The organism is Pseudomonas sp. B14-6 (assembly GCF_013260315.1).
Taxonomy (GTDB): Bacteria; Pseudomonadota; Gammaproteobacteria; order Pseudomonadales; family Pseudomonadaceae; genus Aquipseudomonas; species Aquipseudomonas mandelii.
Map to the genome: position 1 here is coordinate 1,914,952 of NZ_CP053929.1, position 26,679 is coordinate 1,941,630.

The following is a 26,679-nucleotide window of genomic DNA, read 5'->3' on the forward strand; positions in this document are numbered from 1 at the left end:
TAGGAGCGAAGCTTGCTCGCGAAGGCGTCGTGTCAGTCGACTTCAATGTTGAAGGCGCCGGCCTTTTCGCGTGCAATCCTCGCGCCTACAGGGGATTGCGATCAGGGCATGGACACTCGCTCGCCCAGATTCTCGGCTTTGAGGATATCGAACAACGCCTGCGCCGCCGCCGACAGTTCCACTCCTGGCTTGGTCAGCACCCCGATTGCCCGCTCCACCACCGGGTCGCGCAAGGTAATGCACCGTGCGCCCAACTCGCGCATCTGCCCGGCGCACAGGGCTGGCACGGCGCTGACGCCCAATCCGCTGGCCACCATCCTTCCGACTGTCGCCAACTGATGGCTTTCAAACTCCACCGGCAATTTCATCCCCCGGGCCTGCAAGTGTTCTTCCAGCATCACCCGTACCGTCGACGGACGCTGCAAGGTAATGAACGGTTCCTGGAGCAACGTCTGCCAATCAATGTCGTGCCGTTGCGCCAAGGGAGAGTCGTCCGGCACCACGGCAACGAAACGGTCCATATACAACGGCGTGAATGCCAGCGATGAACTCTGCGACGGCTCAAACGCCACCCCCAGCTCCACCTGCCGGTCGCGCACCATTTCCAGCACTTGCTCGTTGATCACGTCGTTCACCGTGACGTTGACCTTGGGATAACGGGCGCGAAAAGTCTTGAGGATCGGCGGCAGCAGATTGCCGGCAAACGACGGCATTGCCGCCAGGGTCACGCGCCCGCGCTGGAGGGTGAAACGCTGGCGCAGTTCATCCTCGGCGTTGTCCCAGTCCGCAATCAGCCGGCGAGCCAGGGGCACCAGGGATTCGCCTTCCGCCGTCAACGCCACATTACGTGTGTTGCGGGTGAATAGCCGGCCGCCCAGCCCCTCCTCCAGCGCTTTGATGGTCAGGCTCAAGGCCGATTGCGACAGGTGTAACCGCTCGCAGGCCACGGCGAAACTCAGGCTCTGGGCCACGGCCAGGAATGCGCGGATCTGCTTGACTGTCATGGGCGCGGGCTCCAACGTATTAAAGATAATTGATTGGTGAGTTTTATCTATCAATCAACCTTAAAAATCAACTTAACAAATAAATCATCCAGCGAGACACTCCTACCCCATACGGCTAGCCAGCCGCCCACAAAGAATAAAAGAGGTGCATATGGCAGGTTTCGACAAGCGCGTGAGTTCCTATGAGGAAGCTCTGGCAGGTCTTGAAGACGGCATGACTGTGATCGCCGGCGGCTTCGGCCTGTGCGGGATCCCGGAAAACCTGATCGCCGAGATCAAGCGCAAGGGCACCCGTGACCTCACCGTGGTTTCCAACAATTGCGGCGTCGACGGTTTCGGCCTCGGCGTGTTGCTGGAAGACCGGCAGATTCGCAAAGTGGTGGCCTCCTACGTCGGTGAGAACAAACTGTTCGAAGACCAACTGCTCAAAGGCGAAATCGAAGTCGTCCTTACCCCGCAAGGCACCCTCGCCGAAAAAATGCGCGCTGGCGGTGCCGGCATCCCCGCTTTCTTCACCGCCACCGGCGTTGGCACTCCGGTTGCCGATGGCAAGGAAGTGCGCGAATTCCATGGCCGCAAGTACCTGATGGAAGAATCCATCACCGGTGATTTCGCCATCGTCAAAGGCTGGAAAGCCGACCACTTCGGCAACGTGATCTATCGCCACACCGCCCAGAACTTCAACCCGCTGGCCGCCACTGCCGGCAAGATCACCGTGGTCGAAGTCGAAGAAATCGTCGAACCCGGCGAGCTGGAACCGTCGCAGATCCACACCCCTGGCATCTACGTCGACCGAGTCATTTGCGGCACGTTCGAGAAGCGCATCGAACAGCGCACCGTGCGTAAGTGATCCCCAGCCCCCGGACCTGAAGGAAAAATAACAATGGCACTTTCCCGCGAACAAATGGCTCAACGCGTCGCCCGCGAAATGCAGGACGGCTTTTACGTGAACCTGGGCATCGGCATTCCGACCCTCGTTGCCAACTACATCCCTGAAGGCATGGAAGTCATGCTGCAGTCGGAAAACGGCCTGCTCGGCATGGGCCCCTTTCCTACTGAAGAAACCATCGATGCCGACATGATCAACGCCGGCAAACAAACGGTGACCGCGCGTATCGGCGCGTCGATCTTTTCCTCGGCCGAGTCCTTCGCGATGATTCGCGGGGGTCATGTCGACCTGACCGTGCTGGGCGCCTTTGAAGTCGACGTGCAAGGCAACATCGCCTCGTGGATGATCCCCGGCAAACTGGTCAAGGGCATGGGCGGCGCCATGGACCTGGTGGCCGGCGCGGACAACATCATCGTCATCATGACCCACGCGTCCAAGGACGGTGAGTCCAAGCTTCTGTCCAAATGCAGCCTGCCGCTGACCGGCGCCGGGTGCATCAAGCGTGTGCTGACCGACCTGGCTTACCTTGAAATCGAAAATGGCGCGTTCATTCTCAAAGAACGTGCGCCGGGCGTCAGCGTCGAAGAGATTGTCGCCAAGACCGCCGGTAAACTGATCGTGCCGGATCACGTTCCGGAAATGCAGTTCGCTGCCCAGTGAGGAATTCTTCCATGCAAGACGTCGTTATTGTTGCCGCCACCCGAACCGCCATCGGCAGTTTCCAGGGCTCGCTGGCCAATGTGTCCGCCGTTGACCTCGGTGCCGCGGTGATCCGTCAGCTGCTGGCACAAACCGGCCTGGACGTTGCTGAAGTCGATGAAGTGATCATGGGCCAGGTGTTGACCGCCGGTGCCGGGCAGAACCCGGCGCGCCAGTCCGCGATCAAGGCCGGCCTGCCGTTTACCGTGCCGGCGATGACCCTGAACAAGGTCTGCGGCTCGGGTTTGAAAGCCTTGCACCTGGCCACTCAGGCGATCCGCTGCGGCGACGCCGAGGTGATCATTGCCGGCGGCCAGGAAAACATGAGCCTGTCCAACTACGTCATGCCCGGAGCCCGCACTGGCCTGCGCATGGGTCACGCGCAAATCGTCGACACCATGATCAGCGACGGCCTGTGGGATGCGTTCAACGATTACCACATGGGCATCACCGCCGAGAACCTGGCGGACAAGTACAACCTGACCCGCGAGCAACAGGACGCCTTCGCCGCGGCCTCGCAGCAGAAAGCCACGGCTGCCATCGAAGCCGGGCGTTTTGTCGATGAGATCACACCGATCCTGATCCCGCAGCGCAAGGGCGATCCGCTGTCCTTTGCCACCGATGAGCAACCGCGTGCCGGCACCACCGCTGAAGCGCTGGGCAAACTGAAACCGGCCTTCAAAAAGGACGGTTCGGTGACTGCCGGTAACGCCTCGTCCCTGAACGACGGTGCCGCCGCCGTGATCCTGATGAGCGCCGACAAAGCCAAGGCCCTGGGTCTTCCAGTGCTGGCGAAAATCGCCGCTTACGCCAACGCGGGCGTCGACCCGGCAATCATGGGCATCGGCCCGGTCTCGGCCACGCGCCGTTGCCTGAGCAAGGCTGGCTGGTCCATCGACCAATTGGACCTGGTCGAGGCCAACGAAGCCTTCGCCGCGCAATCCCTGGCGGTGGCCAAGGACCTGGAATGGGACTTGAACAAGGTCAACGTCAACGGCGGCGCCATCGCCCTCGGTCACCCGATCGGTGCGTCGGGCTGCCGGGTGCTGGTGACCCTGCTGCACGAAATGATCAAGCGCGACGCCAAGAAAGGCCTCGCCACCTTGTGCATTGGTGGTGGTCAGGGCGTGGCTTTGGCGATCGAACGGGCGTAAAGCGTTCAACAGACTGCGCGGGGACCCACGAAGAACCGCGCGGCCTGGTAACACCCCCGGTGTTCCTGCGTTGCAGGCTTTTGTGGCGAGGGAGCTTGCTCCCGCTGGGTTGCGAAGCAGCCCTAAAATCCCGGCAATTGTCGAAGATTTTGCGAGCGCTTCGCGCTCGAGCGGGAGCAAGCTACCTCGCCACAGTCAGTATCTGTATGGGCTGACAGTCATCAGAAGCACCGGGTTCTTTTTTTGCCCCAGCCGTCAGGCAAATTTCACCAGGTTCAGCGTGGGCAACGGGCCGCCCGGAAAACCGCGTTATCGTTCATCGCGAGCAGGCTCGCTCCCACAGGGTTTTGTGTTCACCTCAGACCCACTGTGGGAGCGAGCCTGCTCGCGATGAGGCCAGCCCAGTCACCCCAAAAATTGCAAGATCAACCAGCTATTCGCCCCACTGATCACCCCAAACAACCCCCACGCCAACACCCGCGTCGGCCAGCGATTCACAAACGGCCCCATCAATTTGTGATCGTTGGTCATGCGAATCAGCGGGTACAACGCAAACGGCAACTGCAGACTCAACACCACCTGACTCAACACCAGCAACTTGCCGATCGCATTGTCACCCATCAGCCAGACGCCGATGAACGCCGGGATCAACGCCAGCCCCCGGGTAATCAGCCGTCGTTGCCAGCAGGGAATCCGCAGGTTCAGATAGCCTTCCATGATCACCTGACCCGCGATGGTCCCGGTAAACGTCGAGCTCTGCCCGGACGCCAGCAAGGCCACGCCAAACAACACACTGGCCAAGGCGCCGCCCACCAGTGGGTCGAGCAAGTGATAGGCGTCCTGGATGTCCACCACATCGGTATGCCCGCTCTGATGAAAGGCCGCCGCGGCGAGGATCAGGATCGCCGCATTGACCAGCAGCGCCAACGCCAGAGAGCCAATGGTATCGATCCGCGCCAGTTTGACCGCGTCCCGCTTGCTGGCCAGGTCCTTGCCGATCATTCGGGTCTGTACGATCGAGGTGTGCAGGTACAAGTTATGCGGCATCACCGTGGCCCCGAGGATGCCAATGGCCAGGTACAGCGGCGCGGCATCGCCAATGGCAGACAGGGACGGCGTAAATCCACGGGCGACGTCCGGCCAGTACGGCTTGATCAGCAGCAACTCGACGAAGAAGCACACGCCGATGGTGCTCACCAGCACCAGCATGATCGCTTCCAGGCGGCGGAAACCACGGTTTTGCAGGGCCAGCACCAGCAGCGTGTCAAACGCGGTCAGCGCGATGCCGACAGTCAGCGAACAGCCCAGCAGCAAGTGAAAGGCCAGCGCGCAACCGAGCACTTCCGCCAGATCGGTGGCGATGATCGAGATTTCCGCCAGCACCCATTGAGTCCGCGCGGTCCGTGTGCTGTAGCGCTCCCGGGACAGCTGCGCCAGATCGCGGCCGGTGGCGATGCCCAGGCGCGAACACAGACACTGCACCACCATCCCCGCCAGACTCGCCAGCAGCACCACGAACAACAGGCTGTAACCAAAACGCGAACCGGCCTCGATGGCGGTCGCCCAGTTGCCCGGGTCCATGTAGCCGATGGACACCAGCAAGCCAGGACCGGCAAAGCGCAGCATGCGTTTGAAAAATGAAGCGTTGGGATCAACTGCAACGCTGCCCGCCACTTCCGGCGGGCAAAATGGCGCAGTGCCAACCTTGGGCAAACTGAATTTCACGGACACATCCGTCGACAGTTGGAAAAGCGCAGCTTAGACGTTTCAGCCCCTGCGCCCAAGGGGCAAATGCCCGGGTATCAGGCGCCGTGGCGGCGGAAGAACAAGGTCACCTGGCCCAATTCAACACCAAACTTGGTCATGGCGGAGCGATTGGCCATGGTGTTTTCGTCCAGCAAGTACATCCAGTCGTCGAAATGCACCTGGTAGACCTTGTCGTCCACCGGCAGGCTCAGTTCATAGCGCCAGTGCAGCGCGTTGCCGGCGACCTCACCGCGAGACTCGCCGACCACATCGCCGGCCGTACCGCGCCAACGGCCAGGGCCGTCCGGGTACAACGTCCAGACACGGGTCTGCTTCGTGCCGTCGCTGTAGGTAAAGGCTTCATGCATGATCAGGTTCTGACCGTCCATTCGGCTGTTGATCAGCACATGAAAGCGTTTGACCACCTCGCCCGAGCGCTTCTGGAACATTCCCCAGCCATCCACTCGCCCGACGAAGAACCCGGGTAGATCGAGCTTGGGGTTTTGCTCGCTGTAATGCTGCACATCGACGCTGCAGCCCGCCAGGCAGACGCACAACACCAGCAGCAGATTTTTCAACATGTCATGCACCTCAAGGCTTGGCGCTGCCCAGCAACTGCTGGCGCAACTCCGGATTACGTGTACGTGGGTCGAGCCAGATATCGAAAAAGGCCCGGGCGAATTGCGGGTCTTTCACTTCGTGTTGCGGCTGCTGGCCGACAAAGAACCGCGCGCCCTGCCCCGGCAAATAAACGCCGGTAATGCGCATGCCGGCTTTTACGTCGACGAACGACTGTTGCATCTGCACCTTCCAGCGCTCGAGTTGCTCGGTGCTGACCGAGGCGCCGGACAACCGCTTGATTTCATCGACACTGGCCTGCACCAAATCATCGCGGGAAATGCTGCGCTGATAGATCAGCTCCAGGGCAAACGGCTGATCTGGTGCCAAAGGCCGGGCCGCACTCCAGAGCCGAGCGTTGTAGACATCGAATCCGAACACCCGAAACTCGCCGGCACCGATGATCTGCGCGCCGGGCAATGCCTCCTGCCAATTGGCCAAGGCCTGGGTGCATGACAATCCCAGCAACAACACACCGTGATACAGGCGCAACCGGAGTCTGTTCATCGCGTTTTTCTCACCATGGGCACCTGTTAAAAACTTATACGCAAAGCTACGTTTTGTACAATTATTTGAGTTGCAAGTTTTGTATACAAAACCCCCTCATTCCTAGAGCAATCCTGCGTCCGCAGTGCTAACGTTGGCGCCTCACTCAGGTCGGAGACGTGTGCGTGCTGATGCTCAAGCTGCTGGTGATTCCAGGCTTCCTCTTGTTGATTTCCCTGGCTGGCAAACGCTGGGGCCCCAGCGTGGCCGGTTGGCTGTCGGGATTGCCGGTGGTGGTCGGGCCGATTCTGTTCTTCCTTGCCATCGAACAAGGCCAGGTGTTCGCCGCTCAATCAGCGACGGCGGCGTTGTCGGCGATGTCCGCGATGATTGCCTTCTGCGTGACCTACGCCCAGGTCGCTCAACGGACAGGATGGCCATGGGCGTTGACCATTTCACTGCTGGTCTGGTCCGCCGTGGCCGTGGTGCTCTCGCTGATACCCCCCTCGCTGATGTTCTCGGTGATCGCGGCCGCCACCGCACTGCTGGCGGCGCCGTACCTGTTTCCCAGTGTGCAACCCATCGTTACAGGCCCGGCGCCGAAGTCCGACAGACTGCTGCTGCGCATGATGGCCGGCGCCCTGCTCACCCTCGCCGTGACCTTACTCGCCAGCACCGTCGGCGAAGGCTGGAGCGGTTTGCTCGCGGTGTTCCCGGTACTCGGCAGCGTGATGGCGGTGTTTTCCCAGCAAACCCGCGGCCCGGCGTTTACGGCAGCATTGCTGCGGGCGACGGCGACCGGCATGTATTCGTTCGCGGCGTTTTGCCTGGTGTTGGCGCTGGCGTTGCCCGACATGGGCATGAGCGCCTTTGCCCTCGGTGTTGCGGTGTCCGTGGGGATGTTGGGCATAACCAGGCGCTTGCTGGCGCGACCGATCAACTCGACGACCGAGACTGGACGATCAGCGATCAAACGCTAAGCTCCTTCACATCCAGAGGGCCAGGATGTCGCCCGCTACGTGCTGAAGGAACAGACATGAGTCTCGCATCGTCCCTCGTCCGTCCCCCCACTCAGCCACCGCCGTTGGCGTGATCGCGATAGTTCTCTGGTCCTGCCTCGCGCTGTTGACCACCCTCACCGAAGGCATTCCGCCCTTTGAACTGCTGACACTGAGCTTCGGCATAGCGTTTGTGGCGAGCCTGGTGATTCTGGGTCGGCGCGGGCTCGCCGGCTTCAGTAGCTGGCGACAGCCCTGGGCGGTATGGGTGACCGGGTTCGTGGGCATTTTCGTTTATCACGCGCTGTATTTTTTCGCGCTCAAAGTAGCCCCGGCGGCCGAAGCCAGTCTGATCAACTACCTGTGGCCGCTGTTGCTGGTGCTGCTCTCGGCGTTCTCGGCCGGGGAAAAGCTGCACAAGCGGCAAATGCTCGGCGCGCTGCTGGGGCTGGCCGGCACCGCGTTCATCATGCAACAACACGGCCCGGAGGCTGGCGCCTCGATGCCCATCGCCGGTTATCTCGCGGCCTTCGGCTGTGCGGTGATCTGGGCCGGTTACTCGGTGATCAACCGACGGTTCAACAACGTGCCCAGCAGCATCATCGGCGGGATCTGCGGTATGTCGGCCGTGTCCGGTCTGATTTGCCATCTGGCCTTCGAAACCACGGTACTGCCTGATCCCGGCCAATGGACCGCGATTGTGGTGCTTGGCCTCGGGCCGGTCGGGTTGGCATTTCTTGCCTGGGACCACGCCACCAAACACGGCAGTCTGGCGACGCTGGGGGCGCTTTCCTATCTGGCACCGTTGATATCGACGTTATTGCTGCTTGCCGTGGGACGCAGCCAGGCCGGTCCGATCCTGATCATCCCTGCCGTGTTGATCATCGCGGGGGCGGTGATCGCCACGTCGAGCGCAAGCGATAGAGCGCCCGCAACACGTTCAATTGTTCCGAACGAGTAAAGCTACCGAACCCGATGAACGTTGCCCTGCTACTCGAAGCGTCTGGCTACGCGCATTACATCCTCGGCGAGAACGGCCTGGCGGCCTACCCGAACGTCAAGCGTCTGTTCGATGAAACAGCGCCCGCCCGGGCGCCCAGCGTGCGCAGGATCTCAGGGAGAAATGGGTGTTCAAGACCGAGTTCAACGAAGAAACCCGTCATAACCTGTTAGCGCAAAATCAGGCCTGAGACTGTGGTGAGGATGGTTTTCGGCAGCTGCTACAAATCGTGTTCCATGGGATGATTGCGGCGAATGCGCGATCATCCCTGGAGTTTCCAAATGTCATTGTTGAGTAAAAAAGCCGTTGTCCTGTTACTGACGGCGGCCGCCAGCCTGGGGGCGTTGAATGCCTCTGCCGCCAAGGCCACCGCCAGCGATAAAGCGCCCGCGCAAGTGGTCTCGATGCTCGGCGGCAAGTTCAAGTTCACCCTGCCCAAGGGCTTCATCGCCAACCCGCTCCCGGCCGGCGACGCGGCTACCGGTACAGCCGGGGCAACGGGCACCATGTACACCAACCAGACCACCAAAACCGTCGTAATCGCCGCTGAAAACACCATCCCCGGTGGCGCCAACGTCAAGGATAACGACGGTCCGTTCCTCGACTCCGCAGCGGCCGACTTCGCCTCCGAACAAGCCAAGGCGCTGCCGGACTTCACCAAACTCAGCGAAAAAAGCCTGACGCAGAAAGGCACCGGCCTGGGCTTGCGGCAGATCGACAGCACCGCCACCCAGGGCGGCGGCAAAACCCTCGACACCACAGTGATGGCCGCGTCCAACACGCGCATGGCGATCGTTCAGGTGATTTCCCGCCTCAGCGACAACGGCGGCCACGAGACGCTGGTCAAGCAGATCGTCAGCGGCAAATAAGCTTCAGGGGTTGAGGCGCTGCAACCAGGCGCTCAAATCCTGCATTTCGGTGGCACTGATGCTGTGACCGACACCGGGGTAGGCATGAAATTCAGGCTTGAGAGACAGGCTCTGTAACAGGCTGTTGGCCTCGGTGCCGTCGATGTACGGCAAGCGTTTGTCTGCCGTGCCATGACCGATGAAGATCGCCAGCTTCTGGCGTTTTTCATCCGGTTTGAGTTCGGATTTCAGCACCGGCAGAATCCGCCCGCTCAGGGCCGCAATCCCGCCGACGGCTTCGGGATGACGCAGCGCCACCTCGTAGGACATGATCGCGCCTTGGCTGAAACCTACCAGGAAGACCTTGTCGGGTTCGGTGTGATACTTCTTCGCCGCCTGTGCAATGAAGTCCAGCAGCACCTGGCCGCTGGCCTTCAGATCATCGGTCTCACCGTTGTAGGCAGCGTTGCCCTTCTCGCGGAACCACTTGTAACTGCCCTCCTCCATCACCATCGGTGCCCGCACTGACAGGAAGGTGTATTGCGCAGGCAATTGATCTTTGATATCGAACAGGTCCTGCTCGTTACTGCCGTAACCGTGGAGGAAAATCACCAGGGGCTGGTGGCGGGACTCGGGATGCGCCTGCTCAAGGTATTTGAGCGGCAGATCAGTGTGCAGCGGGGGTTCAGCGTGGACGGTGGCCGAGGCCAGCAGCGTCAGCAGAGCGAGAAACTTCAACATAAACCTTCCTTCACAAGTGCAGGATTCGGGGGAGCCTAACACTGTGCGCACAGCAAGGGGATTTGTGGTGCTGTTGATGCCGTCTTCGCGAGCCGGCTCGCTCCCACAGTGGATGTGTGTCGCACATCAAACCTGTGGGAGCGAGCCTGCTCGCGAAGACGCCTTTGGCAATGGCGACAACCCTCAGTCGTTAACCAGTTTCCCCACCCGAATCACCTCACGCCCCGCCACCTTCGCCTGCCACGTCCCCGGCTGCGTATACCGCCCGCGATCAATCGCAAACAACACACCGCTGGTCCCGGCGCGAACGGTTGTCACGCGGTCGCTCAGCGGATCAACCACCTCAAACAGCGCATCGCCCTTCTCCACCCACTCACCCGAATCACGCAGAAAACTGACGACACCGTGATGCGGTGCAAACAGGTATTCGGTGCCCTCGAACGGCATGCCTTCACAGCACTCGCTGGGTGCCGCAGGCCAGGTGCCCGTGATGAAACCCTGCTCGGCGAGGAACCCCAGAATCGCCTCGCAATTGGCCTGGGCCTGATCGACTCGCGTATCGCCCATGCTGCCCAGTTCCAGCGTCGTCGCCAGATTGGCCGGGGGAATCGCCGCCTCGGGGAAGGCCCGCGCCAGGCGCAGCCACGGCGACGAACAGGACTCATCGAATGAACTGCCGCCGGAGTCTTCACAGAGCAACGCCACCCCGGCCTTCAGACGCGCGGCCAGGGATTGCCACTGCGGCCAGTGTTGTGGCAACGCATACAAATGAATGGCCGCATCGAAATCGCAATGCAGGTCCAGCGTGATGTCAGCCTCGCAGGCGTGCCGCAGCAGCAGGCGGTGCATGGCTTCCAGCTGCGAAGCCGGTGCCGGCAAGTCGTCGAGGACTTGGCCCATGGTCTGGCGAATCAGCGCGATGTTGGCCTGCGCATCTTGACCCAACTGGTCGCCAATCAATGCGGCCACCGGGGTGCTGAGTTCAACGAAGGCGCGGTTGAAGTTCTTGCCGCTGCCCAGCTCGAAGCGCCCCATATGGCTGCCTTGCAGGTGCTGGTCAAGACCGATCGGATTGGCCACCGGCACCAACTCGATCACGCCCTGCAACTGGCCCTGGGTTTCGAGTTCGGCCAGGCGTTTCTTCAGCTCCCAGGCTGTGCGCATACCGGGCAACTCGTCAGCGTGCAGGCTGGCCTGGATGTAAACCTTGCGAGGACCCGCGCCGTAACGAAACACGCTGAGGGTGCGTTCGGTGCCCAGGTGGCTCCAGGGCAGAGGATGGTCGATGCGTTGCATGGTCACTCCTGAATGGCTGAACGGCGAAAATCACCTGTGGGAGCGAGCCTGCTCGCGAAAACGGTGGGTCAGTCAACATAAATGCAGCTGAACGACCGATTTCGCGAGCAGGCTCGCTCCCACAAGGGATTTCATTTCAACACAGAGCGGGCATAAAAAATGGCAACCGCGTCAACGGTTGCCACTTTTTTGAACGGCGTGATTACTGGCCGTAAACGTCAAAGTCGAAGTACTTGTCTTGCACTTGCTTGTACTTGCCGTTGGCGCGGATTTCGGTGATGGCGGTGTTGAATTTGTCGGCCAGCGCAGTATCGCCCTTGCGCACAGCGATACCGGCGCCGCCGCCGAAGTACTTGGCGTCTTCGTAGGTCGGGCCGACGAAAGCGAAGCCTTTACCGGCGTCGGTTTTCAGGAAACCGTCGTCCAGGTTGACCGAGTCGGCCAGCAGCGCGTCTACGCGACCGGACACCATGTCCAGGTTGGCTTCCTGCTGGGAGCCGTAGCGAACCAGGTTGATACCGGCCGGAACCAGCACTTCGGTGGCGAAGCGGTCGTGGGTGCTGGCGCGCAGCACACCGACTTTCTTGCCCTTGAGTTCGGTCAGCGGGTCCTTGATGTCGGTGCCTGCCTTCATCACGAAACGGGCCGGGGTGTGGTAGTACTTGATGGTGAAATCGACGTTCTTCTTACGATCGTCAGTGATGGTCATGGACGACAGGATCGCGTCGATTTTCTTCACTTTCAGTGCCGGGATCAGGCCATCGAATTCTTGCTCGACCCAGGTGCACTTCACTTTCATCTGCTCGCACAGCGCGTCGCCGATATCGACGTCGAAACCGGTGAGTTTACCGTCAGGGGTTTTCATCGAGAATGGCGGGTAACCGGCTTCGATACCGATGCGGATCGGCTTGGCGTCATCGGCCACGGCGGTCAGGGACAACATCGACAGTGCCAAGGCACCAAACATCACTAGCTTCTTCATTTATAACTCCTGTGTGCGGAGGCTTTTATTGGCAGCTTTCGAATGACTTTCGGTCGGTGAAGATCGAAGTGGCCGGCAGTCTAGAATGGCTTCTAATGGGCAAATTGTTTTTAAGCGACAAATACTTATAGAAACGTGGCTGCTCCATTCAAAGCCCTTGAAGCGTGCGCCAAGGCGGTGCAAGGACTGTAGGACAAGCCCTTTTTTCAGACAAAACCTACACGCAAAAACTACAGAGAGTACCGATGCCCACCTTGAATCTGATCCAGCACCACCCCGCCGAAGGTCCAGGCGCCATTGCCAATTGGGCAGCGTCCAGAGGGGTGACGCTGAACATCTTACGCGCCGACCTCGGCCAGTTACCGCCGGTTAGCGCGGCGCCCGTGATCGTGCTGGGCGGACCTTATGAATCCAACGCCGGGCCGGCGTGGCTGGAAGCAGAACGGCAGTGGCTGGCGGCAAGCCTGGATCAGGGCGCGGCGGTGTTTGCGATTTGTCTGGGGGCGCAGTTGCTGGCGCTGAGTCTGGGAGGAAACGTGCGGCGGATGGATCGGTCCGAAACCGGCTGGACCACCGTGACGTTCGTCGATGGCCGGACGCTGAAGGTGCTGGAGTGGCACGAAGACGCAATCGACTTGCCGCCTGATGCGCAAGTGCTGGCCAGCAGCGATCAATGTGAACAGCAGATGTATCGCGGGGGCCGACGCGGGTGGGCTTGCAGTTTCATCCAGAGTGGAATGCGGAGTCGGTGGCCATGCTCAATGCGCACTTTGGAGAGGAGTCGCCGTTGCCTCGGGGGCAACAGGACAGCGCCGCCCATGCAGCCGTGTTCGAATGGTTGCAGGCAACGCTGGATGGGTGGTGGGCAGCGTGCTCAAGCAGTCGCTGAACTAAGGATTGACGGGCTCCTGTGGCCAGTGAGCCTTTGTGGCAACGGAGCTTTTGTGGCGAGGGAGCTTGCTCCCGCTGGAGTGCGAAGCGCTCCCAAAAATCTTCGACAATTGCCAAGATTGCGGGGCTGCTGCGCAACCCAGCGGGGGCAAGCTCCCTCGCCACGATGGTTCAGCGGTGTCTGAATATCAGCATTCGCAACCGATAGCGGTGGTAGCAGGCCGCTGCACCGCAACACTCAGTTCCAACCCCTCATCCAGCCACCCGGTCACGCCGCCGATCATCTCCTTGACCGGGTAACCCAGCGCCGCCAGCTTCACCGCCGCCTTGTGCACACCGTTACAGTGTGGCCCGGCGCAATAGACCACAAACAAGGTGGACGTCGGGTAACCCGCCAGGCTCTCGGCGGTGAGCAGGCGTCCCGGAATGTTGATCGCGCCGGGCACATGCCCGCGTTCGAACGCCAACGGTCCGCGAACGTCCACCAGGACAAAATCCACATCGCCGGACTGCTGGCTGCCGTACACGTCGGAACAATCGGTTTCAAAGGTCAGACGGTTGCTGAAGTGCATCAGGGCAATGGCCGAAGGGGCTGCGGGAATGGCGCGGACCTGGCTGGTCATGGGCTGTACTCCAAAGTCTTGAGTGGGTATGAGAAGACTTTATCCGCCCGACGCTTGCGGCTACAGTGGCGCACAAGACACTTACCGGGAACTTTCCGCCAAATGCAACCGAACCCTGGATTGGTCGCGATTCTGGTCTACGACGGCCTCTGTACGTTCGAATTCGGCATCGCCGTGGAGATCTTCGGCCTGGCGCGGCCGGAGTTCGACTTCCCTTGGTATGAGCATCGTATCGTCGCCGTGGATCAGGGCCCGATGCGCGCCATGGGCGGGATTCAGGTGCTGGCCGATGGCGGCATGGAACTGCTCGAAGAGGCCCGCACGATCATCATTCCCGGCTGGCGCGATCGCAACGCGCCGGTACCGGAACACGTGCTCGCCGCCCTGCGCCAGGCGCATGCGCGGGGAGCGCGGTTGCTGTCGATCTGCTCCGGTGTGTTTGTGCTGGCGGCGACCGGCCTGCTGGACGGGCACGGCGCCACCACCCATTGGCGCTATGCCGCTGAGTTGGCCGAACGTTTTCCGAACATTCGGGTGGACCCGGATGTGCTCTATGTCGATTCCGGTCAATTGATCACCTCGGCGGGCAGCGCGGCGGGGATCGATGCGTGCCTGCACCTGGTGACGCGGGACTTAGGCACGCAGGTGGCCAACTCCGTGGCGCGGCGCCTGGTGATGTCGCCGCAACGCACCGGCGGTCAGGCGCAGTTTATTCCTACGCCCGTCAGCCCGACGCCGCGCAGCGATTTGTCCCGTGTCATGCAGTGGGCCCGGGAACGCTTGCACGAACCGCTGGAGGTTCGCGAACTGGCGAGCGAGGCGGCCATGAGTGAACGCACGTTTCTGCGTCGGTTTACTGAAGCCACCGGCATGCCGCCCAAGGCGTGGTTGCAGCATGAGCGGCTGGCGCGGGCGAAGGAGTTGCTGGAGAGCACCGGGCAAAACACCGACCAGATTGCCGCGCGGTGTGGGTATCGCTCGGTGGAGAGCTTTCGCGTGGCGTTTCGTGGGGTGGTGGGCGTGCCGCCGTCAGTGTATCGGGAGCGGTTTGGGCGTGGGGTCAAAGCCATTATTTGAGGTGCGCTTGAGGGCCTCTTCGCGGGCAAGCCTCGCTCCTACAAAGGCGACGCAATACCTGTAGGAGAGAGGCTTGCCCGCGAAGACATCAGCTCAGGCACCGTTTACCTCAAGGCTTGCGCAACAGGTAAGTATCCATAATCCACCCATTCGCCACCCGCGCCGCCTTGCGCACCCGCTCAATCTCCGGCGCCACGTCCTTGAGCTTGCCGCTGATCAGGATTTCATCCGGCGTCCCCAGATACGCGCCCCAGTAAATCTCCGTCTCCTGATCCGCCACTTGATGGTAGGAATCCTCGGCATCGAGCATCACCACGAGGCTGTCGGCATCGCTCACTTGCCCCGCCGCCAGCCGTCGGCCAGTGGTGATTTCAATTGAGCGGCCGATGCTATTCAGCGGTACCTTGTGTTGCGCCGCCAGCGCCTGAACGCTGGTGATTCCGGGGATCACGTCATACTCGAACGCACAACGGCCCGAGGCCAGGATCGCCTGCAAAATCCGCAGGGTGCTGTCGTACAACGCCGGATCGCCCCACACCAGAAAACCGCCGCACTGGCCGTCGGACAGTTCCTCATTGATCAGCCGCTCGAAGGTCTGCTGCTTGGCGAGGTTCAGATCGTCGACACTGGTCTTGTAGTCCACCTCCCCGCGCTCGCGTTCCGGGCTATGGGCTTGGACGAAGCGGTAGTCGTGACCGGTGATGTAGCGCTCGCAGATCTCACGGCGCAGGTCGATCAATTTGTCCTTGCTCTGGCCCTTGTCCATCAGGAAAAACACGTCGACGAGGTTCAGCGCCTTCACGGCCTGCATTGTGATGTAGTCAGGGTTGCCGGCGCCGATGCCGATGACCAGCAGCTTCTTCATCAAATTTCTCCTTCAAGCAAACGCAGGCGCCAGCGGCCGGTGAACCGCAACTCGACGGCCGACAACGGTTCGACGTCGATCAGGTTGAATGCCTTGGCCTGCAACACCTGCGTCAGTGCTGCGCGAATGACAAAGGGATGGGTGATGGCAAGGACATGCCCCGGTGTTGCCACAAGGGCCTGGAGCCACTGCGCCACGCGTTCACAGAGTTGCGCGACCGACTCACCGCCATGGGGCGCCGAGGTCGGATCATCTAGCCAGGTTTGCAGTGCATCGGGTTCGGACTTTTGCAGGTCATTGATCCGCACCCCGCTCCACCGTCCGAAGTCACAATCCCTCAGGGCCGAAACGATTTCAACGTTATTGCCAAACAACTCGGCGGTCTGCTGCGTGCGCAACTCCGGCCCACAGAGCACCCGTGGCGCCCCCTCGAACTGACTGCTGCGCGAACCCTTTGCCAATTGGCCATAAAATTCCAACGGCTCATTCGTAGGAAAACTCGCCAATTTTTGTGCGACTGTTCGCGCGTGGCACATCAGGGTCAAACGGGTTGCCTGCACGGTTTATCACCCTGTCGATGAAATGGAAAACGGCTCGATGCCGCCGATAATCACGCAATTGTGCCGCAAGACGCTTGATCCAGGGCGTTTCGTTTGCATCAGTACCGACGCGACGCGAGCTTGTTTAACCCATTAAGTTAGGCAATCTCTGACACCCGTGTGGGCGATGGACTACAAAGCCAGTCGACTTCCGTGTAGCCCTCAGCGCACGGGCTTTTCGCCCCATTTTGGGGCCTTAAAAAACCACGGAAAAATTCGCTAGACATGTAGCATGCGCTACATAAATACTGTTTTAGCGATTTATGAAACAAAACCGACATACCCATCCAGCAGGAGCCCGGATGCCCTCTCTCAGAGACCTGATCACCGATCCCGCCCTGGACCTTACGCCGGCGGAACGCAAAGTCATCCGTGCCTTGCTGGACCAATACCCGCGTAACGGGCTGGGACCGATGTCACGCTTGGCCGAACATGCCGGTGTCAGCGACCCCACCATTGTACGGCTGGTGAAAAAACTGGGTTTCAGCGGTTACGCCGATTTCCAGGATGCCTTGCTCAGTGACATGGACCACCGCCTCCGGTCCCCCAGCGCCCTGTTGCAGCTTCGTTCTCATGTTCAGAAAGACGACGCCTGGAGCCATTACCTGGCGGAGACCCATCGGGCGCTGGTGGATACCCATGCGCTGACCCAACCCGAAGATGTGCGGATTCTGGTGCAGTGGCTGCTCGATACCCGTCATCAGGTTCACTGCTTTGGCGGGCGCTTCAGCAGTTTCCTCGCCAATTATTTGCTCAACCATTTGCGCCTGCTGCGCCCGGGCTGTTTCGCCCTGGAAGACAACGCACAACTGCCGGACCGGCTGTTCGACGTGCAGCGTCAGGACGTGGTGCTGGTGTTCGACTATCGCCGCTACCAGTCACAGGCCTTGCGCGTAGCCAATGCGGCGAAAAGCCGATACGCCCGGGTGGTGTTGTTCACGGACATCTATGCTTCACCGCTGCGGGAAATGGCCGACCTGATTATCAGTGCGCCGGTGGAATCGGTGTCGGCCTTCGACACCATGGTTCCGGCGCTGGCCCAGATCGAGGCGCTGATTGCCTGCCTGACCCTGCGCAGCCCGGAGCTGGCCGATCGCCTGGAAGGCATCGATGCCCTGCGAACCGATTTCGCCACCCACCTGCTGGAGGATAAATAAGGATGTTCACGCTCCCCCACCACTCGCCCCGGGACTTGCCGTTCACTGCCGATCACACCGCGCTGTTGCTGGTGGACATGCAGCGTGCCTGGCTCGAGCCGCAGTTCGACCCGCACCTCAACGGACCGGATGGCGAGTACTTCCTGACCCGCACCCACATGCAGGTGGTGCCCAATCAACGCCGGTTGCTCAGTGCCTTTCGCAGCGCGCAGCAAAATGTGCTGCACACGATCATCGAAAGCCTGACCGCCGACGGCCGCGACCGCTCGCTGGACCACAAGCTCTCGGACATGCACTTGCCCAAGGGCAGCCCCCAGGCGCGGATCATCGACGACCTGACGCCGACAGAAAACGAAATCGTCTTGCCCAAGACTTCTTCCGGGGTCTTCAACTCCACCAACATCGACTACGTGTTGCGCAACCTTGAAACGCGGCACCTGATCATCGCCGGCATCGTCACCGACCAGTGCGTGGACATGGCGGTGCGTGACGCCGCCGACCTTGGCTACCTGGTGACGCTAGTGGAGGATGCCTGCGCGACCTACACGCCGGAGCGTCATCAAGCCTGCCTGAACGCGATCAAGGGTTACTGCTGGATCACCGACACCCAGACCGTGCTCGGCCGGTTGCAGGAGATGCAAGCATGAGCGAACGCCTGTCGCCGCTGCCCATGACCACCCTCGTCACCACCGACCTGATCGGCGTGACACGTGGCCGTTCGTTCCCGACGGACGAACTTGAACATTACCTGGCGACGGGCTGCGGCTGGGTGCCGGCCAACAGCGCCCTGACCCCGCAAGACATCATCGCCTCCACCAACCCGTGGGGCGCTTATGGCGATTTACGCCTGATTCCCGACCTGAGCAGCCGGGTGACAGTCAGTAACGGCCCGGATGCCGCGGCCCCGGCGCTGGACTTCATCCACAGCGACATTCACGAAACCGATGGCCGCCCGTGGGGCGCCTGCCCACGCACGTTGTTGCGCAATGAAGTGCAGCGGTATCGCGCCGAATTGGGCTTGCAGGTCAACGCCGCGTTCGAACATGAATTCAACCTGAGCAGCGGCGCGGCCGATCAGCTGGCGTTCTCCCTTGAGGCCCAGCGTCAGGGCGCCGAGTTCGGTGGCTGGCTGCTCAGCGCCCTGCGCGCCGGTGGCGTCGAACCGGAAATGTTCCTGCCCGAATACGGCAAGCATCAATACGAAATCACCTGCCGCCCCGCCCTCGGTGTGGCCGCTGCGGACCGTGCGGTGAACGTGCGCGAGATCACCCGCGAGATCGCCCGGCAGATGGCCCTGGACGTGAGCTTCGCGCCGAAGACGTCCGAGCATGCCGTGTGCAACGGCGTCCATCTGCATGTCAGCCTGTTGGATCTGGACGGCCAACCGCTGATGTACGACGCCGGCACGATCAATGGCCTGTCGACCCTCGGCCAGCACTGGGCCGCCGGCATCCTTCATTACTTGCCAGCGCTGTGCGCGTTTACCGCACCGACACCGGTGTCCTACGAGCGCTTGCAGCCGCATCACTGGAGCGCCTCCTACGCCTGCCTCGGCCAGCGCAACCGCGAAGCGGCGCTGCGGATCTGCCCGACCGTGAGTCTGGGCGGCAAATCGGTGGCGGCGCAATACAACCTGGAATTTCGCGCCATGGACGCCACGGCGTCGCCGCACCTGGCGATGGCCGCGCTGCTGATCGCCGGTCGCCTGGGCATCGAGCAACGCCTGGCCTTGAACGCGATCACCGATGAAATCCCCGATTCCCTGAACGAAGAACAACGCCAGGCCCACGGCATCGTCGCCCTGCCCGCCTCCCTTGCCGAGGCGCTCGAGTGCCTGCGCAATAGCGAGGCGCTGATCGAAGCCCTGCCGAGCGCGTTGATGGACACCTGGTTCGCCCTTAAAACCGAGGAGCTGACGCTGACGGAACAGCTGTCCCCCGCCGAACGCTGTGAGCACTATGCACGCCTGTACTGAATCCGCTGAACTTGGCCTGTACACCGAGCCCGCGTACACCCTGAGCCGCGAAGGCTCGGCGCACCCGTTGATTCTGGTGTGTGAACACGCCAGCCGTTTTATTCCACCCGGGTTGAATGACCTGGGCCTGAGTCACGACGCGGCCCGCGAGCATATCGCCTGGGACATTGGTGCGCTGGCGCTTGCTGAAGGTTTGTCCCAGGCACTGGGGGCGACGTTGCTGACGGCCAATTACTCACGGCTCTTGATTGACCTCAACCGCCCGCGCCATGCCCCGGACAGCATCCCGCTGCAGAGCGAGATTTATCCGATACCGGGTAATCGGGATCTGGACGAAGTCACGCGCGAGTACCGCCGCGAATGCCTGTTCAAGCCGTTTCATGCCCGGCTGCAAACCTTGATCGACCAACGAATCGCCCAAGGGCGGCCGGTCCGGGTGGTCGGCATTCACAGTTTCACCCCGGTTTTCCACGGCCAACCGCGCGCGCTGGAAGTCGGCGTGCTGTTTGGCGAAGCCAGGGACTACGCCCAACGATTGATTGACGGGTTGAGCCAGCACCCCTTGAAGGTTGCCAGTAATGAGCCGTACAAAATCAACCCGCTGGGCGACATGACCGTGCCGGTGCACGGCGATGCACGGGGACTGGAATCGGTGTTGATCGAGGTGCGCAACGATTTGCTGCGCACCGCTGAAAACGTCAGTCGCTGGGCAGGTTATCTGGCTCCGCTGTTGTAAGAAATCGCGTCAAACCCGCAGCATGCAGCTGCTTTCATCCCAAGGAGTAGGGCTTCATGGAATTAGAAGAATTCGGCTACAAGCAAGAGTTGCAACGTAGCCTGTCGCTGACTGACCTGGTGGTGTACGGGATGATCTTCATGATCCCCATCGCCCCGTTCGGTGTGTACGGTTACGTCAACGCCGAAGCACCCGGCATGGTGCCGCTGGCCTACATCATCGGCATGGTGGCGATGCTGTTCACCGCCCTGAGTTACGGCAGCATGGCGCGGGCCTTTCCGATTGCCGGCTCGGTGTATTCCTACGCGCAACGCGGCCTCAACCCCCATGTCGGGTTTATCGCCGGCTGGCTGATGCTGCTCGATTACCTGCTGATTCCACCGCTGCTCTACGTGTACGCGGCCATGGCGCTGAATCACCTTTACCCTGACATCCCCAAGGTCGGTTTCATTCTGGCGTTTCTGGTCAGCGCGACCTTCGTCAACCTGCGGGGGATTACATTCACTGCCCGCATGAACATTGTCTTTCTGCTGGCGCAACTGGTGGTGCTGGGGATCTTCCTGTTCTACGCCTGGAATGCGCTGCACAGCGGCGGCGGTAACGGTCAACTGACCCTGGCGCCGCTGTACAACCCGGACACCTTCAATTTCGCCCTGCTGATGCAAGCCGTGTCGATTGCGGTCCTGTCCTTCCTCGGTTTCGATGCGATCTCCACCCTCGCCGAAGAAATCAAGGGCGACCCTGGCCGCAGCGTCGGCAAGGCAGCGCTGATTACGCTGCTGGTGATGGGCGTGATCTTCGTCGTGCAAACCTGGATTGCCACAGACCTGGCGGCCGGCATGGGCTTCACCTCCGCCGACACCGCGTTCTATGAAATCGCCGAAATCGCTGCCGGCAGCTGGCTGGCAACCCTGACTGGCGTGGCCACCGCCCTGGCCTGGGGCGTGGCGGTTGCCATCACCTCGCAAGCGGCGGTATCGCGTCTGCTGTTCGGCATGGCCCGGGACGGCAAGCTGCCGAAAGTGCTGGCCAAGGTTCACCCGAAACACAACACCCCCTACCTGAGCATTTACCTCGTAGCGGTACTGTCGCTGGTGATCTGCTACCTGTTCATCAACTCGGTGGACACCCTCACTTCGCTGGTGAACTTCGGCGCGCTGAGCGGTTTCATGTTGCTGCACCTGACCGTGATCAATTACTACTGGCGTCGGCAGAAGTCCGGCCAGGTGATCCGTCACCTGGTCTGCCCGGTGGTTGGCTTCATCATCGTCGCGGCCATCATGTACAACATGGGGGTCGATGCACAAAAACTCGGACTGATCTGGATTGCCCTGGGCCTGGTGTATCTGTTTTTCCTCAACAAACTGGGCGCCAGCACAGCGTTGCCCGACCCGAGCAACGGCTGACAAGAAAAAGAGCGGCGTCTGACAAGAAATCAGGCGACCGCCGATTTAATGCGTGGAAACCGACAGTGATAGTCAGGTTCGGCACACAGCGCCGAACCCTTTGATACAGGAGTACATCCATGCTGGTCTTACGCCCAGTCGAGTTAGCCGACCTGCCCCAGTTACAGCAACTGGCGCGCGACAGCCTGGTCGGTGTCACGTCCTTGCCGGACGACACTGAACGCCTGCGCCTGCGAATTCTCGACTCCTGCGCCTCGTTCGACAAAGACGTGGAAGGTCATGGCCCGGAGAACTATTTCTTCGTGCTGGAGGATCTCGCGGCCCGGCGTCTGGTGGGGTGCTCGGAGATCCTTGCCACCGCCGGCTTCAACGAACCGTTCTACAGTTTGCGCAACCGTCACTTCACCAGCGCCTCCCGGGAGCTGAACATCGAGCACGGCGTACCGGCGTTGTCTTTGTGTCAGGACCTCAGCGGCCACACCTTGCTACGGGGCTTTCACATCGAAACAGCGCTGGTGCGCACAGCGTTTTCGGAGTTGCTGTCCCGGGCGCGCCTGTTGTTCATTGCCGCCCATTCGCAGCGTTTTGCGCAAGCGGTGATCACCGAGATCGTCGGCTTCAGCACCGAGGAGGCGCAATCACCGTTCTGGGATGCGCTGGGCAAGCATTTCTTCGACCTGCCCTACGCCGAAGCCGAGCGGCTCTGCGGTCTGGAGAGCCGGACCTTCCTCGCCGAACTGATGCCGCAATACCCGATCTACGTGCCGATGCTGCCCCAGGCTGCGCAGGATTGCATCGGCCGGATCCACCCCGATGGCCAGGAGGCCTTCGACATTCTTGAGCGTGAGGGATTTGAAACCAACAGCTACATCGACCTGTTTGACGGTGGGCCGACGCTGTACGCGCGCACCTCGAACATTCTCTCCATCGCCCAAAGCCAGACCGGCACGACGCAACGGGCTTCGCTGATCGATGCGTGCGGCCGTTACCTGGTGAGCAATGACGCGCTGAAGGACTATCGCGCGATCGTCGCCGAGTTGAATGTCCAGGCCGGGCAACCGGTGGGGTTGAGCGCCGAGATGTGTGCTGCCCTGAACGTCACCGATGGCAGCCCGATCCGGCTGATCGCCCTGTGAGCAGCACCCGGCCCCATGCCCAACGACAGCGCCCGAACTGGCGCGAAGAAGGAGCTGCATCATGATTGTCCGCCCGGTTCGCATCACCGACCTGCCCGCCTTGATGGATCTGGTGCAACAGGCCGGCCCCGGGTTTACCACCCTGCCGGCCAACGAAGAACGCCTGGTGCACCGGGTGCGCTGGGCCCAGCGGACCTTCGCCGAGCAGGTCGAGCGTGCAGATGCCGATTACCTGTTCGTGCTGGAAGATGACGATCAGCAAGTGGTCGGCATCAGTGCGCTGGCCGGTGCCGTTGGCCTGCGTGAACCCTGGTACAACTATCGGGTCGGGCTCACCGTCAGTTCGTCGCCGGACCTGGGTATTCAACGGCAGATTCCGACGCTGTTCCTGAATAATGAAATGACCGGGCAATCGGAAATCTGCTCGCTGTTCCTGCGCCCCGATCAACGCCACGGCAGCAACGGTCGGTTGCTGTCCCTGGGGCGCTTGCTGTTCGTGGCCGAGTTCCCGCACCTGTTCGGCGACAAACTCATCGCCGAACTGCGCGGCAGCGCCGACGAACACGGCTGTTCACCGTTCTGGGACAGCCTGGGCCGGCACTTCTTCAAGATGGATTTCAGCCACGCCGATCACCTGTCGGGGCTGGGCAGCAAATCGTTCATCGCCGAACTGATGCCGCGCCAGCCGCTTTACACGTGCCTGCTCACCGAACAGGCCCAGGCCGTCATCGGCCAGGCCCACCCAAACACCGAACCGGCACTGAAGATCCTCAAGGCCGAAGGTTTTGTGCATCAGGGTTACATCGACATCTTCGACGCAGGCCCGGTGATCGAAGCCCCGGTCGCGAAAATCCGCACCGTGCGCGACAGCCAACCGCTGGTTTTGGCTATCGGCACGCCCGACGAGCAGGCCCCGGTGTGGCTGATCCACAATCGCCGCCTGGAAAACTGCCGCATCACCACCGCCCAGGCCAGGCTGGTGGGCAACAGCCTGGTCGTCGACCGACTCACGGCCAAACGCCTGCAACTGCAACCGGGTAACTCGGTGCGGGCCGTGCCGTTACCCAATCGGCAACAGCAGGCGGTGGCAGCGTGATCAGATCCTGAGTCCTCCCCCACCCTTGTGGTGAGTGCGGTTCACCTGTGGCGAGGGAGCTTGCTCCCGTTGGGCTGCGAAGCGGCCCCAAAACTGCCACCCTAATCTATTTTTCCAGACACACCGCCCCCATCGTTTACGACTGCTGCGCAGCCGAACGGGAGCAAGCTCCCTCACCACAGGTAAACCCGCTCGTCACAGAGGTCCGCGTCTATCTGAGCCCCCAGCAAAATTCGTCATCATCTTCCCCTCCTTCGCGTGATAGCCTTTTGTTCCTTCGGCGTTGACACCTTTGCTCAAGCCTTTCCATTCCTTTGTATTGGTGGAACTCATATGTCCAGGCTTTCTCATCAAGATTTGCGCCGTAACTTCCGCGAGCTGTTTGCTTCCAACACCTGCTATCACACGGCGTCGGTCTTCGACCCGATGTCGGCCCGCATTGCCGCTGACCTGGGGTTTGAAGTGGGCATCCTCGGCGGTTCTGTTGCCTCGTTGCAGGTGCTGGGCGCTCCCGACTTTGCCTTGATCACTCTCAGCGAGTTCGCCGAACAGGCCACGCGCATCGGTCGAGTGGCCCAATTGCCGGTCATCGCCGACGCCGACCACGGCTATGGCAACGCGCTCAACGTGATGCGCACCATCGTCGAACTGGAACGCGCCGGCATCGCCGCCCTGACCATCGAAGACACCCTGCTGCCGGCGCAATTCGGCCGCAAATCCACCGACCTGATCGGCGTGGCGGAAGGCGTCGGCAAGATTCGCGCGGCACTGGAAGCCCGGGTCGACTCGGAAATGGCGATCATCGCGCGGACCAACGCCGGGATCCTGCCGGTTCAGGAAGTCATCAGCCGCACCTGTCATTACCAGCAGGCCGGTGCGGACGGGATTTGCATGGTGGGCGTGCGGGACTTCGATCACCTCGAACAGATTGCCGAACACCTGAGCGTGCCACTGATGCTGGTCACCTACGGCAACCCGCTGCTGCGCGATGACAAACGCCTGGCCGAACTGGGCGTGCGGGTGACCATTGATGGTCATGGCGCGTACTTCGCGGCGATCAAGGCGACGTATGACAGCCTGCGCGAGCAACGGCAGATCTTTACCCAGGCGTCGGATTTGAGCGCTACCGAGCTGACTCATACGTATACGCAGCCTGAGGAATATATCCGTTGGGCGGAAGAGTTCATGAGTGTGAAGGAATAGCGCTGCTGCTTGTAGCGCTGTAGGACATCGATTTTACTAACACCAAAAATCCCTGTGGCGAGGGAGCTTGCTCCCTCGCCACAGGGAACAATTTTCAGCGCTTCGCCAACTCCATGATCATCCGCGACAGCAGATAAATCCGCGGCGCTACGCTCTCCACCTCCGCGTATTCTTCAGGCGTATGAATATTGCCGCCGACAATCCCGAACCCATCCAGTGTCGGCGTACCCACCCCGGCCGAGAGGCTGGCGTCTGCCGCCCCGCCGCTGCCTTCTTCCGTCAACTTGCGCCCGATCTCGCCGTAAATCCCCTGAGCCATGGCCATCAGCCGATCCGATTCCGCCGTTTGCGGCATCGGTGGCAAACCGCGTTGTAGCGTGGTGGTGACTTCGGTATCAGGAATCAGCTTGTCCTTGGACACCCGCGCCAGGTCCTTCTCGATCCGGTCGAACTCTTCCGGTACCGCCGCCCGCACGTCGGCCTTGGCCGTGGCCTGGTCCGGAATCACGTTGGTGCGATCGCCCGACTTGATCACGGTGAAGTTGATGGTGGTTTTCTTCTCGGCGTCGCCCAGTTTGCCGAGTTGCAGAATCTGGTGCGCCGCCTCCATCGCCGCGTTACGCCCCAGCTCCGGCGCAACACCGGCATGTGCGGCTTTGCCTTTGACTTCCACCACCGCCGTCGCGCTGCCTTTGCGCCACACCACCAGGCCATCCGCCGGGCGGCCCGGTTCGAGGTTGAGGGTCACGTCGTGGGCCTTGGCGGTTTTCTTGATCAGGTCGGTGGCGATGTCCGAGCCGGTTTCTTCGCTGGCATCGAGCAGGAAGGTAATTTGAGCGTAGTCCTTGAAATCGAGGTTTTTCAGGACTTTCAGTGCGTAGATCCCGGCGACGATGCCGCCCTTGTCGTCCATCACGCCCGGCCCGTAGGCGCGGCCGTCCTTGATATGAAAAGGGCGCTCGGCGGCCGAGCCTTCCTTGAACACGGTGTCCATGTGCGCCATCAGCAGGATTTTCGCCTTGCCGGTGCCTTTGAGGGTCGCGATCACGTGGCTGCTTTTGTCCGGTGTGTTCGGTACCAGTTCGATGGTGGCGCCGAGTTTTTTCAACTCGTCGATGGCGATGTCGCGCACTTGCGTCAGCCCGGGTTCATAGCCGGAACCGGAGTCGATGTTTACCAGACGCTCCAGCAGTTTCAGGGCTTCACCCTTGTACTGTTCGGCGTCGGCGAGGACTTGTTTGTGGGGTTCGGCGAAGGCTGCAGGGGCGAATGCGCCGAGGGCGAGGGTCAGGCCTAGGCTGGTGGCCAGCAGGGAACGAGGGAGATTGAGCGTCATGAATCGATCCTTGTTTCGTGTCGGGGGTCAAAAACACCCTACCTGACTACGGCGCAAGGCTCTAGACCGAATGCGACGCACACGAACCTGAGGCCGATCCCGCAGGGGGATGTGTGCA

26 protein-coding genes and 2 pseudogenes are annotated in these 26,679 nt (G+C 61.2%); 17 read left to right on the plus strand and 11 right to left on the minus strand.

Features of this window, described 5'->3' with window-relative positions:
* Nucleotides 1–101: 101 nt before the first annotated feature.
* Nucleotides 102–1,004 carry a LysR family transcriptional regulator gene (locus HP062_RS08675; RefSeq protein WP_102595014.1) on the minus strand — a complete coding sequence of 301 codons (903 nt, stop codon included), beginning with the start codon at nt 1,002–1,004 and terminating at the stop codon, nt 102–104.
* Between the two features lie 151 nt (nt 1,005–1,155).
* Here HP062_RS08675 and HP062_RS08680 point away from each other — a divergent pair, with 151 nt between their 5' ends.
* From HP062_RS08680 to HP062_RS08690, 3 genes are read left to right on the plus strand one after another with little or no spacing between them, the layout of a single operon-like run.
* Nucleotides 1,156–1,854, plus strand: a complete 699-nt coding sequence (locus HP062_RS08680) for a CoA transferase subunit A (protein WP_010455522.1) — start codon at nt 1,156–1,158, stop codon at nt 1,852–1,854.
* A 33-nt stretch (nt 1,855–1,887) separates the two neighbouring features.
* The gene (locus HP062_RS08685) at nt 1,888–2,553 is read left to right on the plus strand and encodes a CoA transferase subunit B (protein ID WP_010455523.1); all 666 of its coding nucleotides are present in this window, start codon (nt 1,888–1,890) and stop codon (nt 2,551–2,553) included.
* 11 nt (nt 2,554–2,564) lie between these two features.
* Nucleotides 2,565–3,746 (plus strand): acetyl-CoA C-acetyltransferase, encoded by a 1,182-nt coding sequence (locus tag HP062_RS08690; RefSeq protein ID WP_083376409.1) that lies wholly within the window; start codon nt 2,565–2,567, stop codon nt 3,744–3,746.
* 405 nt (nt 3,747–4,151) lie between these two features.
* On the opposite strand, the gene HP062_RS08695 is transcribed toward HP062_RS08690, so the two are convergent.
* The 3 genes from HP062_RS08695 to HP062_RS08705 all read right to left on the minus strand — a co-directional run bounded on the left by HP062_RS08695 (nt 4,152) and on the right by HP062_RS08705 (nt 6,617).
* Entirely contained in the window at nt 4,152–5,471 is a 1,320-nt protein-coding gene (locus tag HP062_RS08695) for an Nramp family divalent metal transporter (RefSeq protein ID WP_077749086.1), read from the minus strand.
* A 77-nt stretch (nt 5,472–5,548) separates the two neighbouring features.
* Nucleotides 5,549–6,073, minus strand: a complete 525-nt coding sequence (locus tag HP062_RS08700; protein WP_010455527.1) for a DUF3833 domain-containing protein — start codon at nt 6,071–6,073, stop codon at nt 5,549–5,551.
* A 10-nt stretch (nt 6,074–6,083) separates the two neighbouring features.
* On the minus strand, nt 6,084–6,617 hold the full coding sequence (locus tag HP062_RS08705) for a chalcone isomerase family protein (protein WP_010455529.1): 534 nt from the start codon (nt 6,615–6,617) through the stop codon (nt 6,084–6,086).
* A gap of 164 nt (nt 6,618–6,781) precedes the next feature.
* On the opposite strand from HP062_RS08705, the gene HP062_RS08710 reads away from it, so the two are divergent.
* The 4 genes and pseudogenes from HP062_RS08710 (at nt 6,782) to HP062_RS08720 (ending at nt 9,463) form a co-directional block, all read left to right on the plus strand.
* The gene (locus HP062_RS08710; protein WP_172791271.1) at nt 6,782–7,576 is read left to right on the plus strand and encodes a hypothetical protein; all 795 of its coding nucleotides are present in this window, start codon (nt 6,782–6,784) and stop codon (nt 7,574–7,576) included.
* A 109-nt stretch (nt 7,577–7,685) separates the two neighbouring features.
* Nucleotides 7,686–8,555, plus strand: a complete 870-nt coding sequence (locus HP062_RS08715) for a DMT family transporter (RefSeq protein WP_256666145.1) — start codon at nt 7,686–7,688, stop codon at nt 8,553–8,555.
* 41 nt (nt 8,556–8,596) lie between these two features.
* Nucleotides 8,597–8,784: pseudogene (locus tag HP062_RS31310) on the plus strand (glutathione S-transferase family protein); the annotation flags it as partial.
* A 91-nt stretch (nt 8,785–8,875) separates the two neighbouring features.
* On the plus strand, nt 8,876–9,463 hold the full coding sequence (locus tag HP062_RS08720; protein WP_010455538.1) for a hypothetical protein: 588 nt from the start codon (nt 8,876–8,878) through the stop codon (nt 9,461–9,463).
* A 3-nt stretch (nt 9,464–9,466) separates the two neighbouring features.
* Here the strand turns inward: HP062_RS08720 and HP062_RS08725 are convergent, their stop codons facing one another.
* The 3 genes from HP062_RS08725 to HP062_RS08735 form a co-directional block, all read right to left on the minus strand.
* On the minus strand, nt 9,467–10,183 hold the full coding sequence (locus HP062_RS08725; protein WP_145308252.1) for an alpha/beta hydrolase: 717 nt from the start codon (nt 10,181–10,183) through the stop codon (nt 9,467–9,469).
* Between the two features lie 183 nt (nt 10,184–10,366).
* Nucleotides 10,367–11,479, minus strand: coding sequence for a succinylglutamate desuccinylase/aspartoacylase family protein (locus tag HP062_RS08730; RefSeq protein ID WP_010455542.1), 1,113 nt, complete (start codon nt 11,477–11,479; stop codon nt 10,367–10,369).
* Nucleotides 11,480–11,681: 202 nt separating this feature from the next.
* Complete coding sequence (locus tag HP062_RS08735) at nt 11,682–12,461, minus strand: ABC transporter substrate-binding protein (RefSeq protein WP_077749081.1); 780 nt, start codon at nt 12,459–12,461, stop codon at nt 11,682–11,684.
* Between the two features lie 245 nt (nt 12,462–12,706).
* Between HP062_RS08735 and HP062_RS08740 the strand changes: the two are divergent.
* Nucleotides 12,707–13,350, plus strand: a pseudogene (locus tag HP062_RS08740) (type 1 glutamine amidotransferase).
* A gap of 190 nt (nt 13,351–13,540) precedes the next feature.
* Here HP062_RS08740 and HP062_RS08745 read toward each other — a convergent pair.
* Complete coding sequence (locus tag HP062_RS08745; RefSeq protein ID WP_083376405.1) at nt 13,541–13,975, minus strand: rhodanese-like domain-containing protein; 435 nt, start codon at nt 13,973–13,975, stop codon at nt 13,541–13,543.
* A gap of 102 nt (nt 13,976–14,077) precedes the next feature.
* On the opposite strand from HP062_RS08745, the gene ftrA reads away from it, so the two are divergent.
* Nucleotides 14,078–15,052 (plus strand): transcriptional regulator FtrA, encoded by a 975-nt coding sequence (gene ftrA / locus HP062_RS08750; RefSeq protein WP_172791272.1) that lies wholly within the window; start codon nt 14,078–14,080, stop codon nt 15,050–15,052.
* A 109-nt stretch (nt 15,053–15,161) separates the two neighbouring features.
* On the opposite strand, the gene cobF is transcribed toward ftrA, so the two are convergent.
* Nucleotides 15,162–15,917: a precorrin-6A synthase (deacetylating) gene (cobF, locus tag HP062_RS08755; RefSeq protein ID WP_169858089.1), complete on the minus strand. Its 756-nt coding sequence runs from the start codon at nt 15,915–15,917 to the stop codon at nt 15,162–15,164.
* On the minus strand, nt 15,917–16,477 hold the full coding sequence (locus HP062_RS08760; protein WP_172791273.1) for a histidine phosphatase family protein: 561 nt from the start codon (nt 16,475–16,477) through the stop codon (nt 15,917–15,919). Before HP062_RS08760 ends, cobF begins: the two co-directional genes overlap by 1 nt.
* Nucleotides 16,478–16,818: 341 nt before the next feature.
* On the opposite strand from HP062_RS08760, the gene HP062_RS08765 reads away from it, so the two are divergent.
* The 8 genes from HP062_RS08765 to HP062_RS08800 all read left to right on the plus strand — a co-directional run bounded on the left by HP062_RS08765 (nt 16,819) and on the right by HP062_RS08800 (nt 25,225).
* On the plus strand, nt 16,819–17,673 hold the full coding sequence (locus HP062_RS08765; RefSeq protein ID WP_077749076.1) for a MurR/RpiR family transcriptional regulator: 855 nt from the start codon (nt 16,819–16,821) through the stop codon (nt 17,671–17,673).
* Between the two features lie 2 nt (nt 17,674–17,675).
* Complete coding sequence (locus HP062_RS08770; protein ID WP_172791274.1) at nt 17,676–18,320, plus strand: isochorismatase family cysteine hydrolase; 645 nt, start codon at nt 17,676–17,678, stop codon at nt 18,318–18,320.
* Complete coding sequence (locus HP062_RS08775) at nt 18,317–19,648, plus strand: glutamine synthetase family protein (protein WP_077749074.1); 1,332 nt, start codon at nt 18,317–18,319, stop codon at nt 19,646–19,648. The genes HP062_RS08770 and HP062_RS08775 overlap by 4 nt, the downstream gene beginning before the upstream one ends.
* On the plus strand, nt 19,632–20,384 hold the full coding sequence (locus HP062_RS08780; RefSeq protein ID WP_172791275.1) for an N-formylglutamate amidohydrolase: 753 nt from the start codon (nt 19,632–19,634) through the stop codon (nt 20,382–20,384). Before HP062_RS08775 ends, HP062_RS08780 begins: the two co-directional genes overlap by 17 nt.
* A gap of 56 nt (nt 20,385–20,440) precedes the next feature.
* The gene (locus HP062_RS08785; RefSeq protein WP_077749072.1) at nt 20,441–21,790 is read left to right on the plus strand and encodes an APC family permease; all 1,350 of its coding nucleotides are present in this window, start codon (nt 20,441–20,443) and stop codon (nt 21,788–21,790) included.
* 119 nt (nt 21,791–21,909) lie between these two features.
* Nucleotides 21,910–22,926 carry an arginine N-succinyltransferase gene (locus HP062_RS08790; protein WP_010455565.1) on the plus strand — a complete coding sequence of 339 codons (1,017 nt, stop codon included), beginning with the start codon at nt 21,910–21,912 and terminating at the stop codon, nt 22,924–22,926.
* A 61-nt stretch (nt 22,927–22,987) separates the two neighbouring features.
* Nucleotides 22,988–24,022 carry an arginine N-succinyltransferase gene (astA, locus tag HP062_RS08795; RefSeq protein ID WP_010455566.1) on the plus strand — a complete coding sequence of 345 codons (1,035 nt, stop codon included), beginning with the start codon at nt 22,988–22,990 and terminating at the stop codon, nt 24,020–24,022.
* Between the two features lie 333 nt (nt 24,023–24,355).
* On the plus strand, nt 24,356–25,225 hold the full coding sequence (locus HP062_RS08800; RefSeq protein ID WP_010455567.1) for an oxaloacetate decarboxylase: 870 nt from the start codon (nt 24,356–24,358) through the stop codon (nt 25,223–25,225).
* Between the two features lie 94 nt (nt 25,226–25,319).
* On the opposite strand, the gene HP062_RS08805 is transcribed toward HP062_RS08800, so the two are convergent.
* The gene (locus tag HP062_RS08805) at nt 25,320–26,561 is read right to left on the minus strand and encodes a M20/M25/M40 family metallo-hydrolase (protein WP_172791276.1); all 1,242 of its coding nucleotides are present in this window, start codon (nt 26,559–26,561) and stop codon (nt 25,320–25,322) included.
* Nucleotides 26,562–26,679 lie beyond the last annotated feature (118 nt).